Source organism: Paenibacillus sp. M-152, assembly GCF_003856555.1.
Taxonomy (GTDB): domain Bacteria; phylum Bacillota; class Bacilli; order Paenibacillales; family Paenibacillaceae; genus Paenibacillus; species Paenibacillus polymyxa_C.
The window spans coordinates 3,761,108-3,777,828 of sequence record NZ_CP034141.1; the positions used below are offsets into that span (position 1 = coordinate 3,761,108).

Consider the following 16,721-nt stretch of genomic DNA (forward strand, 5'->3'; position numbering starts at 1 on the left):
TTACGAGTGTAATTGCTTGAACAACTGATCGGCCTGCTCAACATTTAATTCACCTTGCAGCACCTTCTGGATCAACGCTTGCATGGGCTGCGTAGAAGTTGACTCTACAGGCACTTGATTTGAGGCTTCCGCCGATTTGCTTAATTCCTTTGCTAAATATCTGGAAAATTCTTTAATGTTAGGATAGTCATACACTCTGGTTGCTGAAATAGAAGTTCCAAACCGTTTGTTCACGTCCTGTACCCACTCTACGCCTATAATAGAATCCAGTCCCATGTCGATAAATTTATCGTCCCGGCCGATGTCCTTTTCGTCCATACTCAAGGATTTCGCAAGACTTTCAATTAGTTCCTTCTCCAAGGCATCAACCCGTATAGCCGCAGGCCCATTAGCAGATCGCTTGACCTCATCCTTGACAGCCAGTTGCGGTGAGGAAATGATAGGTTTAGGTTGCGGCGGAGCCGGCTTCACTTCTGCGGGCTTGGCTGCCTTTTTCGGTGTATCGGCTACCTTCTCGATGTCAGAAACTGAGCGCAGCAAAATACCCTGCGGTTTTTCAGGTACTTTCGCCAATGTCTGTACCTGCACATTATCATCGACAGCAGGAGGACTGAAAACAGGCTTTTGTGCCGGGATATCAACTTCAAGAGGTTCCATCTTGGTCTCCTTGGACTGGCTTCCGAACGTAGAGATCCAATAGCTCTCCTGAGCAAATGGATAGGTTGGCAGACTCATCCGACGAGGTCTGGCCTTTCCATAAAGCCTGTTCCAATCGAATAACAAGCCCTGAACCCAAAGCTCTGCCAGCTTTGTATACTTGCCCTTGCTTATCCAGACATCCACCAACTGTTCCATGTCCTCGTCTGCTTCAAGAACAGTCAGAATATCTTTATTTTTCTTTACCTGACCCGAATAGAGTCCGTCGATATCCTCATTCCCCGCCAGGAAGCTCTCCAGCTTTCCTTCAAGCTCCCTCGTAGACTTAGCTAAGACTGCTAACCGTTCTTCCATAGCTTCCCGTCCTACCTGAAGGGTAAATGCTATATCCTCCAAACTGGCTTCTGCGTATTCCGGTGCTCTGAGTGCAGAAAGCAATCTTTGTACCTGCTCGTACAAACGCTCTTGATTTTTGGCCGACAGCACGACCATGGCCGGGTTTTGCAATATCACGGCAGCTTGTCTAGTCTCCTGCACCTTAGGGATGTATTCCTCAATAAGCACATGTGCGTTGGAGCCTCCGGCGCCGAAAGAAGAAATACCTGCAATTCTCGGGTATTCAACGGTCTTTCCATTTATAGTGACGATCGGTCTTTTCCACTCTTCAAGCTCCTGCTGAACTATAAAAGGGCTATTGCGAAAGTCGATGTTCGGGTTGAGTATGTTTGAATGCAGCGAAGGTGCGATTTGTCCGTATTTGAGCTGAAGGAGCACCTTAGTCACTCCAGCAATCCCTGCCGCACTCTCACAATGCCCTATATTAGATTTTGCCGATCCAATGGCGCAGAACTGCGTGTCTTCCGTATATTCCCGGAAAACCTTTTGCAATCCAGCGATTTCAATAGGATCACCTAAAGATGTCCCCGTGCCGTGTGCTTCAATGTAACTGATTGTTCTGGGGTTTATTCCGGCTTTCTTAAATACCCTCCCAATCACACTGGCCTGCGCCTTGGGGTTCGGAACTGAAAAGCCATTGGTCTTCCCGCCGTGATTCACAGCGGTTCCCTTGATGACCCCGTATATGTGATCGCCGTCTGCAATTGCTTTGGTCAGCGGTTTGAGCAATACGGCCCCTACGCCTTCACCCGGCACATACCCATCTCCGCCTTCTCCGAAGCTTTCGCACCGACCCTTGCTTGATACGAATCTTCCCTGCCCAAGCATCAGGTATTTGTTCGGATGAATGGAGACATTGACACCGCCAGCAATGGCAAGCTCACACTCATCTTGCTGTAAGCTCTGGCAGGCTAGATGAATGGTCGTCAATGAGGATGAGCACATCGTATCCACGGCCATGCTTGGCCCGTGGAAATTACAGAAATAAGAAACTCGGTTTGCAATGGAGGCCGGATTCCCTGGTACGGCAATCATTTTGCCTCTAGCCTGCTCCTGCGCCCCATAAAGCTGGTATTCTTCATACATAACTCCGACAAAAACGCCTACATTCCTTTCCAAACCAAGCCCTTCTCGTGTATAGCCTGCATCCTCGATCGTTTCATAGACGCATTTTAGGAACAAGCGCTCCTGTGGATCGATGATTTGTGCTTCTCTAGGAGAGATGTTGAAAAACTTCGGATCAAATTGATCCACCCCTTTGATAAAGCCACCCCACTTGCTGTAAGCTTTTCCGGATTTGTCCGCTTCCTCGTCAAAGTGTATGCTGTGATCCCAACGCTCTTTAGGAATTTCCGTAATGCAGTCCTTTCCATTGCGCAGATTGTTCCAGAATTCCCCAACATTCTCCGCCTCAGGATACATGCCCGACAAGCCGATAATGGCAATATCCCCCGTACCGCCTACTGTTTCCGGCTGCGTTTGGAATTTTTTCTGATCCAGTAATTGTGTCTGAGTCGGCATTTCACAAGCTTCTCTTCGGCTACTGGAAAATGGCCTTCCTGGGCTATCCTTCACAGTAGAAGACGTAAAGGCTTGGACGGCGTCAACCTCTTCCTCCATTCCAAGCAGTTGAATCAGCTGCTTCTGGTGAACTTCAAGAAAATATTGGGTCAGCTCCCGGATACTTTGGTATTCAAAAAACAACGTTTTGGGTAGTGTTCCGAATGTTTTCTCCAGTTCACGTGTCAGCTGTCTGATCATAATAGAGTCAATTCCATACTTCTCCATAGGGGCATCGACTTCAATTTGCCTTGCCGGCAGTCTGATCGATGCAGCAAGCAGTTGCTTTAAATAATTTGCCGCTTTTTCGGCAAGAAAATCTTGTCCGATTCCTGACTCCTTTCTGCTCTCCATAATCATAGAGGAGGCATCTACAGCCTGATTCAGGGATGGCTGCTGCAAGAGCGTTTCTCTGAGCTGATTGGCACGTCCTTCCAATACCATGACTTGATCTTTTCCGGAAGCCAGACTTTGGTACAAAGCCCTCATTCCTGTATCGGTCTCCATAGCAAACATCCCCATTTCCTCCATGATTTGTTCCGTTTCTCTATCAATACGCATTCCGCCTTCTTTCCACAGCGGCCAGTTGATAGAAAGCGTCTGCCCCTGACGTTGCTTCTGTTCTACAAGCGTATTGCGATATCTGGCATAGGCATCCATAAAGGCATTGGCAGCAGCATAGTCAGCCTGTCCTATATTCCCAAGGCTGCCGGCAACAGATGAATACAGGACAAAAAAGTCCAGCGGAAGATCCTTGCAGGCCTGATCCAAATTCATCAATCCTGTAACTTTTGGCGCCAATACTTTCTGCAATTCCTCCCCTGTTTTTTTTATAATGAAATTATCGCTGGTCACCCCAGCGCCGTGAACAATTCCGTCCAGCTTCCCAAACTCTTCCTGAATATCCCGGATCAAATCCTCAACCGCTCTTTTATCGGCGACATCGGCCTGTCGAAATACGACTCTTGCTCCTAGAGCCTCTATTTCCTCAATCCTTGCTTTGGTGTGACCGCGAAGCACAGATCGTCCAACGAGAATTAAAAGGGCATCTTTGGTCTGTCGTGCCATTTCTTCAGCCAGAATCAAACCAAGACTACCTGTTCCTCCGGTAATCAAATATACCCCTGAGTCCTTCCACGGAATACGGCCCGCTTCCCACGAGGATTGGATTTCCGTCCATGCGGCTGCATATCGTCTGCCCCACTGATAGCGGATATGTATATCCATGGAGTTGCGGCTATTTTCTTGCAGGATATTTATAAGACCTGCTGCAGCTTCCTCCACATCCACTTCGATCAGTTGGCCCACCAGTCCGGGATTCTCAAGCCGCGCTGTTTGTAAGAGTCCGTAAAGTCCCGAGTATACCTGCCTGTGATCCTGTACCGGAATGACAAGCTGAATCAATGTTTTGTGTTTGGATTGGGTTTTAAGCACATGTTGAATTTGCTCAAATACCTGAGCTGCATAAGTTCTAAACCGTGCATCCATGCTTTCCTCTTCGGATTGCAGGATGAGACAATGCACCCCGTTCATTTGTGATTCAATCATTTCCCCGGAAATAGGTGCTGGTTCACATAGAATTACCAGATGCTGCTGATAATTAGGTGCTGTTCCTCTCGGGGCAGGCGCTTGCTCTTCCCATACAGGCTCAAGCATCAAAGTCTCAGGTATCGTCAATTCATCTGATTCCCCTGATCCCCTAGTTCCTCCTTCTACAATTCGTGATGAGAAGCCCTTCATGCTTACACAAACATTCCCCTGCACATCGCACAAATCAATATCCAGCTTTTGCACTGGACCATCCTGTCTGCTGCCTTCACGATAACGGACCCAAGCCCACATCTCTGATTTGGAACCGCTAAACACCCCAAGCTCTTCCAATGCAAATGGTAAAGCTGGCTTTATAGAAGCTTTACCATCATCTCCGCCTGTGCCCATAATCAGGCCTATGGACGCCTGCAAAGCGGAATCCATCAAGCTAGGGTGCATCACAAACTGTCCCATGGTCTGGTAAACAGAAGAAGGCAAGGACAACTTGGCAAGTGCCTGACCCACGCCGGTATATATCTTTTCAATTCCTTGATGTCCCGGCCCATAGGAAACCTGCATCGCTGCAAACGCCTCATAACACTGCTGGGATGAATAGGTACCTAGATTGCACTGCTCCAGCAAGGCTTCAATATCTATGACAGGAATCTCGGCCAACGGAACAATCGCTGCGCTGCCTTCGCTATGCACAACTAGCTCCGTGTCCACTGATTCAGACTTGCTGTAGATTTCATAGGCAATTTCTCCGCCATCTTGCGGATAAAGCCCGATATTTATAGCAATCGGCCGCTCCTCAGCTATCACAGGCCGGAGCCATAATACATCTTTTAGACGAACACAAATCCGACTTTCTTCCAGAGATGTAGCGACTTCCTCTACAGCCGCTCGCGCCATTTCAAGGTAGGCCACTCCAGGCAAAAGCTTCTGTCCCTTGATCACATGATCAGTGAGGAAAAATTCTCTTCCCGTAAATGTGGAGCTGAACTGAAGTCCATAAATATCGGACGTATTTCGCTGAAGCAAAGGATGAATGATGGCTGACGTCTCCTGCTTCGGCCCAACATTGTTTGCTCCGCTCAGCTTATTGGTATCGATTATGCAATAACGTTCCCTGGCAAAAGGATAGGTAGGCAGGCTAATACGGTTCGGCTTATTCTTTCCGTACAGCACGTCCCAGTCAAAAACCGCGCCTTTTACCCAAAGGCGTGCGATTTGGGCATAGTCGCTTTCACTAACCAACGACTCCATCGTTATGGCTGCTTCCTCTCGTGTTCCCCGGTCTCTATTCTCTTCTCTATAGCGTTTTGCCTGCCCCACATATAAGCTATGGATACCTTCCCGGCCTTCCACAAATCCCTTTAGCTTCTCCTCAAGCTCGGAGAGAGAAACTGCAGTGAAGGCCAAACGTTCTTCCATCGCTTCGCGTCCCGCCTGCAGGGTATACGCTATATCTCCCAGACTGCTGTCTGTGAACTGGCGCACCCGGATTGCAGCCCGCAATTGCCGTGCCTGATCTTGCAGCTGTGCTTCAGTCTTGGCTGACAGCACAACAATAGCTGGCTTTTGGGTAGCGAAGGTAACCGGCTCTTTCTCCTGATTTTCCGGAACATATTCCTCGATGATCAAATGGGCATTGACACCGCCGAATCCAAAAGAGCTGACCCCCGCTCTCCGAGGAATATTTTCCCCAGAAGCATCTTGCTGCTGCTTCCATTCCCTCGTCTCCTGAACGATATAGAATGGACTGTCTTCAAGTTTGATATAGGGATTCATTGCATCGCAATGAAGGCTTTTAACAAGTTTTTTATGCTTCAACTGAAGCAGCACTTTGATGACACCGGCGATCCCAGCAGCCAATTCCAGATGTCCGATATTGGTCTTCACCGAACCTAGGCCACAATGAGGCTCTTTGATCCCAGGTCCCTTTATAGTCTCATAAAGCTCTTTAAAGGCTGCTTTCAGTCCGTTAATTTCAATTGGATCGCCCAATTCGGTGCCTGTCCCATGGGCCTCAATGTAAGAGACTGTTCTTGGGTCGATACCAGCTTTTGTATATGCATTTACCAGCAAATCCGCCTGTGCCCTCGGATTGGGGGCTGTCAGAGAATTGGCCCGGCCTCCGTGATTAACGGCTGTACCCCGAATTATGCCGTAAATATGGTCTCCAGCCTTTTCTGCATCCTTCAGCTTTTTCAGGAAAAGCATGCCTGCCCCTTCACCGCGCACGTAACCGTTGGCTTGATCAGAGAAGGTTTTGCATCGGCCATCCTCACACAGCATCCCTGCTTTATTGAAGCTGATATGAAGCTCAGGTGTGATAATTACATTGACACCACCTGCAATTGCCATTTCGCAGCTTCCATCTTCTATAGCCTTTACTGCCCGGTGAATGGCCACCAGTGAACTGGAGCAAGCTGTTTCGACAGGCTCGCTCGGACCATGAATATTAAGGAAATAGCTCATACGATTGGGTCCCACCGACGGCGCCATTCCACTGGAGGAGTATGCCTCGACATCCACATTTCCCTGATAGATCATTCCGCTATAGCCGCTATTTGCGGTTCCTGCAAAGATGCCTGTACGGCTCCCAGATAGACCTGCTGCTTGAATCCCAGCATCTTCAATCGCCTTCCAAATATAAGTCATCAACAGGCGCTGCTGCGGGTCCATGAGTGCGGCTTCCCTCGGTGAAATTCCAAAAAATAAAGGGTCAAACTCATATATCCCGTCAATAAACCCGCCCCACCTGATGTTTGTTTTATTGCTCTCATCCGCAGGGTCACCGTAATATGCCTTCCAATCCCAGCGATCCTCAGGTATTTCAGTGATACAATCCCTGCCTTCCTCAAGATTTTTCCAAAACTCATCTACATCCCGGGCCATGGGAAAGACACCGCTTATGCCTACAATTGCAATAGGTTCAGAACCCGCCTGGGTCTGTTGCGGCATAGCTAGCACATTCTTGTTTGCAAATCGAAAACGCTGGCGTCTACTGCGGATGCAGTCTTCCCTATCCTCCTCTTCATTCTGCACAGAAGGCTCAGTCCGGGTCTGGACGAAAAACTGCTCACCAAGCAAGGTGGCATATTCGTCCACTAAATACCTGCAGAAGTCATGAAGTGTAGTGTATTCAAAGAATACGGCAGGTGTCAGCTCAAATCGGTACAAGTGATTGATGTTGTTGGCAAATTGCGTGAGCAAGATGGAATCAAAGCCATACTCACTCAGTTCGACATAGGCATCAATATCTTCAAGTTTGACTTTCAGCAATTTCGATACCGCCTGCATCATGGCGGTCTGCACCTTGTCCAGCAGGTCCGGTGCGGCATTACTTTCAGTAGAAATTGCTGAAATAGTTGCTGAAGCACCCGCCACCTTTTCAAGCTGTCTGGTTTCCGGAATTGCTATTAAACCTACTGTTCTTTTCATTTTTTCGAGATTGCCTTCCATCACCATAACCTGATCAGCACCCGTAAGCATGGCACGGTACAAGGCCTGAATGCCGGAAGAAGTTGAAATACTGCCCATGCCTGTGTGCTGTTTTACCAGCTTCTCCGTCTCCTCATCAATATGCATCCCTCCTTCTTTCCATAGTGGCCAATTGATAGATATCGTTTGGCCCTGGCGCTGCTGCGATCCTGTCAAAGCGTTCCGGTATCTGGCGTAAACATCCATAAAGGCATTAGCGGTAGAATAGTCCGCCTGTCCCTGATTGCCCAGTCCTCCGGCTACCGACGAAAACAGAATGAAGAAGTCAAGAGGCAGGTTCTTGCTCGCCTGATCCAAGTTCACTACCCCTAATACTTTGGGAGCGAGAACCTCCAGCATTTCCCTGCTATTTTTTTTGAGTATACGGTTGTCACGAATTACTCCTGCACTGTGAATGATGCCATTCAAGCTTCCGAATTCTGCCTCAATTTCCCGAATTAAATCAGCCACCGCCTGCTCCCGGGACACATCGGCCTGCTTATATGCTATTCGTGCTCCTAATGACTCCAATTTCTTTATCTTTGCCCGCTTGCCCTCATCCAGCGCGGAACGTCCCGTTAAAATCAACGCAACATTATGAACTTTATTTACAATCTCTTTGGCAAAAATAAGTCCCAAGCCACCAGCACCACCGGTAATGAGGTATACCCCGTTTTCCTTCCACGGGATATCCGTCATTTCCGGAGAAAACGGAACCTCGTTCCAACTGGAAATCCACCGTTTGCCTTTCCCATACCGGATCTGGATGTCTTCAGGACACCAGCTGTTTTCTTTTAAAATATTTATGATTGCACTCGGGGCCTCATCCTGTTCAAGCTCTATCAACTGTCCCACCAGTTTTGGATGTTCTATTCTGGAGGTTTTTAAAAGACCCGAGAGCCCTGATACAAGCTGCTGCTCCTCCTGGTCGTTAGTGACAATCTGGATTAACACCTTGCCATGGTTTTTTTCGCTAAAAATTCTTTGCATCAGCTCAAGTACCTGAACGGCGTAACGCTGGAACTGTTCCCCGATTCTGTTTTGATCAGGTTGCAATAATATACATTGTGCGCCGCTTATTTGAGCTTCTACTTGTTCACAGGAAATCCCGGACGGCTGGCAAAGGATCACGACATGGCGATCATACACAGGTAAATCACCCTCTATGGTAACTCCCTGCTCTTTCCACACGGGTTCAAGCATCAAGGTACCGGAATTGGACTGCGCGTCTATGGAAGTAGACTCTATATCCAAAATTCTTGATGAATAACCCTTTATTCTCACGCAGATCTCTCCGGTTTCATCGCTCAGGTCAATATCTAGTTTCTGTGCCTTATCTCCTGCTTTACCGTCTGCACTGTATCGAATCAGCGCCCACATGGTGGAGCTGCAATTTTTTATAATTTCAACTTCCTGAATGGCATACGGCAGAGCGGGCTTAGTCTCGCCAGAGCCCAGCGTCAAGCCTATGGATGCCTGCAAAGCGGAATCGATCATGCTTGGATGCAAGACAAATTGGCTTTGAGTGTCAGAGACTGAGGAGGGCAATGATAGCTTCGCCAGCACCTGACCTTCTCCCGCATATACCATCTCAATCCCCTGATGCCCGGGACCGTAATCAATCCCCAAATCTCTGAAAACGCCATACAATGCTGTCGGATAAAAGCTTCTACTGCATGTATCCTGCAAATCTTTTATATTCAATGCAGGAACCTCCACTGCCGATCTCCGTACTGCACTGCCGTAGCTATATATCATAAGCTCTGTATCATCAGCTCCGTTATTTCCATAAATCTCATATGAAATCTCTTGATCTTCATTCTGGAAAAGCCCGATATGCAACTGTATTGGGCCATCCCCTAGGGTAATAGGCCGTGCCCAAACCACGTTTTTAAGGCACATTCCGACCAGGTCGCCCTCATCTGTCCCTAGTGACTGCTCCACTGCCGCCCGCGCCATTTCAAGGGATGCGGCCCCAGATAGCACCTTGCGACCATTTACCACATGATCCTTCAGGAAAAACTCCTGACCTGTAAAAGTCGAGCTGAACCGCTGTTCCGAAAAATCGGAAGTGTTTTGGTGCAGCAAAGGATGAAGTGCAGCCGCAATGACAGAAGTCGTGCCTTTGCCTGCCTTATTGTCTAGCTCGGGCGCCCAGCACCGTTCTTTTGCAAAAGGATAGGTGGGTAGACTAATCCGGCGAGGCTTGATGTCCCCATACAGCTTGTTCCAATCCATCGTTAGACCCTGTACCCACAGCTCCGCAATTTTTTCTAATTTTCTCTTCTTGATCCAGGTTTCAAGCAAGGATTTGGCATCTTCATCTGCCTCAAAGAGCCCGATCCCGTCTTTGCCCTTTTTCACCTGAGCCGTCAGGACTCCAGCTGGCAGATGATGATGAATCAATCCATCCAGCGCTTTTAGCAGATTCTCTTTTGAATCTGCCACAAAAGCCAGACGATAGTTCAGCGGCTCACGGCTTACCTGCAGCGTATACCCCATATCTGTCAAGTTAAGATTTGGCTGAGATGCAATAAAGCTTCTCATGTTTTCGGCATAGGTTACTAATTGCTTCTCATTTTTGGCAGACAATACGAAAAGAACGGGACTATGCGGTTCGTCGTCTACTGGTAATTTTCCAACCTCAGGACGATATTCTTCAATAATAAGATGGGCATTGGTACCGCTAAAACCAAAAGAGCTCACAGCGGCACGTCTTTTGTTCCCGCGAGAAGGTTCCCAGTCCTTTAATTGTGTATTTACATAAAATGGAGAATCATCAAAATCAAAATGCTCATTCGGGTTCTTGAAATTCAGTGTCGGTACCAGTTTTTTATGCTTCATGCATAATAGCACTTTTTGTATGCTTGCTACGCCTGCTGCTGCCGAAGTATGCCCGATATTACTCTTTACCGAGCCTATGGCACAGAACTTCTTCTGATCTGTTTTTTCTTTGAAAGCTTCTGATAAAGCCTCCAATTCAATAGGATCGCCCAGCTTGGTGCCTGTCCCATGCATTTCAACATAGCTAATACTTTCGGGTTCAATCTGATACTTATTGTATATCTCCTGCTCAAGCTCTATTTGGCTGTTTGCGCTTGGCGCGGTAATTCCGTTGGTTTTTCCATCCTGATTGATCCCAGTTCCGATAATAACCCCATAGATGTGATCCCGGTCAGCTTCCGCATCCTTTAGCCGCTTCAAAACCAGCACCCCTGCTCCTTCGCCTGGAACAAAGCCGTTGGCACTGTTGTCAAATGTCTTACACTGACCATCTGGTGATAACATTCCCGATGCAGACATACCTATATAGGATTCCGGGGTCAGGTATAAGGACACACCGCCGACCAGCGCCATTTCAATCTCTTTATTTGATAAAGCCTGGCAAGCAAGGTGAGTAGCCACCAGCGATGAGGAGCATGCCGTATCCACAGATATGGCAGGTCCTTTCAGATTAAGAAAATAGGAAATACGAGCCGCTGCAATAGCGTTGCTATTCCCGGTAGTATTGCTGAACTGTGCTTCATTCTTGTAGCGCATCATACTATACTCATTATTTAAAATGCCAAGATAAACGCCGCATTTTTTATTTCCCAACTGCGAGCCGCTATAACCTGCATCCTCAAAGGCTTTATAGGCTTCTTGCAAAAAGATGCGCTGCTGCGGGTCCATCCCTTCCGCCTCGGTAGGAGATATATTAAAAAATAACGGGTCAAAATATTCTATATCCTCCAGGGCACCCAGCCACTTGCAATTTACTTTCCCCTCTTGTGCCGGACGCGGATCATACAACGGGTCTACGTCCCAGCGGTTCTTCGGGATTTCAACAATGGAGTTTTGGCCTTGAGCGAGATTTTTCCAATATTGCTGTACATCTTCGGCACCAGGATATCTTCCCGAAATCCCGACAATTGCAATTGCATCTTGATTTTCCGAAGTTGCTGACACTGATTCCTCTTCTGCTTTTATCCGACGCAATGGCACCGTTTCCGCTTTAGGCAACTGCGCTGGAGAGCATTGGATCGTGTCTGTTCGCGGCAAATGGACTTCTGCTATAGGTTTGTCCGTGCCTGTGACTGTGTCCAAGGGCTGCTGAACGAAGCTTTTCTTACCCCCATGCTTATTGATTTCTTGTGCCAAAAACTCGGTAAATTTCAGAATAGTCGGATAGTCGTAGACCTTGGTAGCTGCAATGGATGTGCCGTAGCGCTTATTCATATTTCGAATCCATTCTACGCCTATAATGGAATCCAATCCGATGTCTATAAAGTTTCTATCTGCCTCAATCTCGCTCTGTTCCATGTATAAGGCTTCAGCTAGGCTTGCCGTCAGTTCTTCCTGTAATTGCTCTGTAGAGACACCAGACGGAGTTGTGCCGAATTGCGGCTGCTTTTCAGGCGATATCGGCATCAAATGGACTTGAAGTGAACTCTCTGCCTGCTTATTCATTTCCAATGATACGAGCGGCGGTAAATGCTTCGCAGGTGCCTGATCTGGGATAGACGCAGCAGAAGACGGCATGATTAATTCGGCCTCACGATCGCCCAATTCCTTTTCTAAAAATTTGCTAAACTCCCGTATGGTCGGATAATCGTAGACTTTTGTCGCTGTTATGGATGTGTGGTAGTGTTTATTAATGTTTCGAATCCACTCTACGCCTATAATGGAATCCAATCCAAGATCAACAAAGTTTTTATCCTCATCGATCTCGTCCCGATCTATATATAAAGCTTGCGCCAGACTTGTTGTCAGCTCCTCCTGCAATATTTCTGACGATATGGATAGGGCAGGAGCCACAGGCGTCTGTTCTTCCGCCTTTTTGTCCTTCTCTGATGTAGGCATTACCCCTTCTGGAGAAGTTAAAATAATCGGAGACCCCTGCTGGTTGGCAGACTTACTAAGCCGCGGCTGACTGTCCGACAAATTCCGTAAGGAAATCCCGCTTGGTTTTTCAGAACTACTGGAAAAACCGGATAGCATTAAAGCTTCAGGAGGTGCAGGCTCCATCACTTGAGATTGAACATGAACTGCTTTTTCTTGAGATTCACTAGGGATTCTTTCTACAGATGGGATCGTAATATCCGTGATCCAATACCGCTCCTTTGCAAAAGGATAGGCTGGCAAGCTTATTCTCTGCGGCTTGGCATCTCCATAAAGCATGCTCCAGTCCATCGCCAGTCCCTTCACCCAAAGATCTACAATCTTCGCATATTTCCGTTTCCCGATCCAGGCAGTGATCGTTTTTTCCATATCTTCATCTTCTATCAGTGCGGACAGTGCCTCTTTATTTCGCTTGACCTGTCCTCGGTACAGTTCGGATATCCCATCGTGGCCTTCTAGAAATCCTTCCAGCTTTTCCACCAGTGCTGGCATCGATTCGGCAATGACCGCCAGGCGTTCTTCCATCGCTTCACGTCCTACCTGGAGCGTGTAGGCTGCATCAGCCAGATTGCTTTCTGTGACCTCTCCTTTCCCGATCACGGACAGTAATCTCTCGACCTGCTGTTTCAGTCGTTCCTCATTTTTGGCCGACAACACAATAATAACGGGGTTGTGAGCTGTCACACGGATGGGCGCCTTCTCTTCCGGAACGTACTCTTCAATGATGACGTGAGCATTGGCGCCTCCTGCTCCAAACGACGAAATCCCAGCCATTCTTGGGTATTCCTGGGTCTCTCCATCGAGTTCAACCACAGGCCGCTTCCATTCCTCTAGCTCCTGCTGTACGACAAACGGCGTCTGCTCAAAAGGAATGTTCGGATTCAATTCCTGGGCGTGCAGGCTGGGAACCAGCGTCCGGTTTTTCATCTGCAAGACAATTTTCCCAATCCCTGCGATGCCCGCTGCCGCCTCCAAATGTCCGATGTTGGACTTCACAGAGCCCACGGCGCAAAATCCCTTGTCTGCCGTATCCTTCCTGAAGGCCTGGGTCAGACCGGTTACTTCAATAGGATCTCCCAGTTCTGTACCGGTTCCGTGAGCTTCAATATAGCTGATGGTCCGGGCATGTACCCCGGCTCGCTCTAGTGCTGACCGGATCAGCTCCCCTTGAGCAGTCGGGTTAGGCACTGTATACCCGTTAGTCTTGCCTCCATGGTTGATACTCGTTCCCCGGATGAGCGCATGGATCGGGTCTCCATCTGCTATCGCCTTGGACAGCGGCTTCAATAAGACGACCCCCACGCCTTCTCCTGGGACAAAGCCGTTGCCTCCCTTTCCGAAGCTCTTGCACTGTCCGTCTATGGACAGCATCTGGTTGGCGCAAAGTCCGACATAGCTCAGCGGATGCAGATACAGGTTCACTCCTCCTGCCATGGCCAGCTCGCATTCTCCGCGGTATAGATGCTCACACGCTTCATGAATCGCGGTCAACGAGGACGAGCACATCGTATCCACTGGCATGCTCGGTCCCTGCAAATTGAACAGGTACGAAATTCGGTTGGCTACCGAGCTAAAGGAAGTGTGAGGGAATATTTGCGCTCCCTTTCTCCATAGATCAAGACCGTACAGATCAAATCCTGTTTTGGTAATTCCCGCAAATACACCTACCCGGCTGTTATGTCTTACTGCAAGCTGTTCTCTGGTGTAGCCTGCATCCTCCATCGCTTCCCAGCAGGCTTCAATGAACAGCCTTTCCTGAGGGTCCATACTGAGTACTTCCCGCGGTGCAATATTAAAAAACAGTGGATCGAATTCCGCAAAGCCTTCGATAAAACCGCCCCACTTGCTGTAACTTTTGCCATGCGCAGCCGCTTCTTCTTTGTCAGGCTGGAAGAATCCTTCCAGCGACCAGCGTTCCTGCGGGATTTCGCCGATACAATCCTTCCCTGCTTTGAGATTTTCCCAATATTCGTTCATGTCCTTCGAACCTGGATACTTGCCTGCCATACCAATGATGGCGATCGGTTCTCGTGTTTCCTCTGCGCCAGACTGCACATAGCTTCGAATCGGCTTCACGTAGCTTCGGGTAAGCTTCGCTGTCGCCTCTTCCGCAATCGTTTGTTCCGCAACTGACGCGCTTTCTTCTTCGGCACACCGGGTTGCCGCAGTCGTTTCCTCCACCAGCTGCATGTCTGGACTCATTCCGACCCACTGCATGCACTCCGGTGCGTATTCCGCCACTAAATGTTCTGCCAGGGCACGCAAGGTCTGGTATTCATAAAACAGCGTCTTGGACAGCTCGCCAAAAGATCCTGCCAGCTTGGCATTCAGTTGGGTAATCATAATGGAATCGATGCCATAGCGCTCTAGCGGTTCATGAGCTTCAATGCTACCAACGCTCAGCCGGGTCACCTCTCCCAACAGCGCCTTGAGATGATACAAAGTTTTATCGTAAAGTGAGGTCGTAGCCAGCTTCGATACAGATGTCTGTATCGCACGGATACTGGTCTGCGAGACGGACTTCGCCAGATAGGCCTCGATTTTCTCGGGTTCTCCTTCCATGACCATCACCTGCTCCTTGCCTGAAGACAGACATTGGTATAACGCCTGAATGCCCGACTTGGTCTGTAGAGGTGTAGTGCCCATATTTTGTCTCATAAGCTTTTCCGTGTCCGCATCGATCCGCATCCCGCCCTCTTTCCACAGCGGCCAGCGGATGGATAGCGTCCGTCCCTGCCTTTGCTTGGCTTCCACCAAGGTATTGCGGTATGCTGCGTATGCATCCATAAAAGCGTTGGCGGTGGCATAATCGGCCTGTCCCGGATTGCCCAGACTGCCCGATATGGAGGAAAAGAGCACGAAGAAGTCCAGATCCTGACCGCTGCTTGCCTCATCCAGATGGGCCAGCCCTTGGACCTTCGGTCCCAGCACCTCGATAAATTCTTCCCTGCTTTTCTTGAGAATGAAGTTATCGTGAATGACCCCTGCACAGTGGATAATCCCGTGAACACACCCAAATTCCTCTTGGATGCTTTTCAGCAAGCTGATCACCGTATTCCTGTCGGTGATATCCCCCTGCTTATACACCACTCTGGCCCCTAAGGACTCCAGCTCCTTCAGCCGGATTTGCCTGTTTTCGTCCAGTGGCGACCGGCCTGTCAGAATCAAGGTCGCTGCTCGGGTATGCCGAACCAGTTCTTCTGCAACAAGCAGTCCCAGACCGCCAGAGCCGCCGGTGATAAGATACACGCCACCGTCTTTCCATGGCAACTTCTCATCCGGCCGAGATGGCTCGAACCTGCTCCAGCAAGCGGTTTTCCGTTGACCGCCTTCATAGCGAATCCATCCATCCACCGGACTGCGGCTGTTTTCCTCCAGCTTCGCCCCCAGGCTTTCCTCAGATTCTCCCTGTTCCACTTCGATCAATTGGCCGATGAGTTTCGGATTTTCCAGCCGGGCGGTCTTCAGCAGACCCGAAAGTCCCGAAAAGAGCTGCCCTTCTCCAGCCGCTGCCACGACAAGCTGAACCAGCACCCTTCCCGAAGGCTTGTCTTTAAGAATGCTTTGGATGCTCTCAAAGGTCTGAACTGCATAGGCCTGAAACCGCTCATCCACCCGGCTTTTCCCGGATGAGAAGGCCAAGACCTGCGCCGCTCCGTTCACTCGCGCTTCAAGCCGTTCAGGCAAAGCCTCGTCCGGCTCGCACAGCAAGATGATACGGCGGTCATAAGCAGGGGCTTCGACCTCCGGCGGTACGTTCTGCTCCTTCCAGGCTGGCTCAAACATCAGGGTATGGCTAGCTGTAGCCACTGGCTTTTCCTCTGCTCTAGAAATCGTTAATTCGATTTCACTTTCTATACCTATTCTCTTAGCCATTTGAGCTTCATTCCCAGGCGCCCAATACCGCTCTTTTGCAAAAGGATAAGTTGGTAGCGGAATTCTGGAGTACTGTTCATTTGAAAACAAACGCTCAAAGTCTAACGGATATCCCTGAACATATAAATCCGCAATCGTAGTTAAAAACTCCAAATACTCGCGGGCATCACCTGCATTTTGACAGTTTTGGATACATTCATTTCCATATCTTTTCAAGGACGATTGAATGCGTTGGTCTTTTTCGTGTAGTTCAGAATAATAAACTTGAGAAGAACTGCCTTTTTCCAGCCACCTTTTAAGGGACATGACAAGCTCACCTTGATTGCGGGCAACAC

General features: G+C 48.8%; 1 protein-coding gene (cut by a window edge). It reads right to left on the reverse strand.

The window, feature by feature from the left end; genetic code table 11:
- Positions 1–16,721 carry the 3' portion of an SDR family NAD(P)-dependent oxidoreductase gene (locus EGM68_RS16405; protein ID WP_129549593.1) on the reverse strand. Its footprint extends 3,028 nt past the window's final position, so only the last 16,721 of its 19,749 coding nucleotides appear in the window; its start codon lies beyond the right edge, outside the window; it ends in the stop codon at positions 1–3.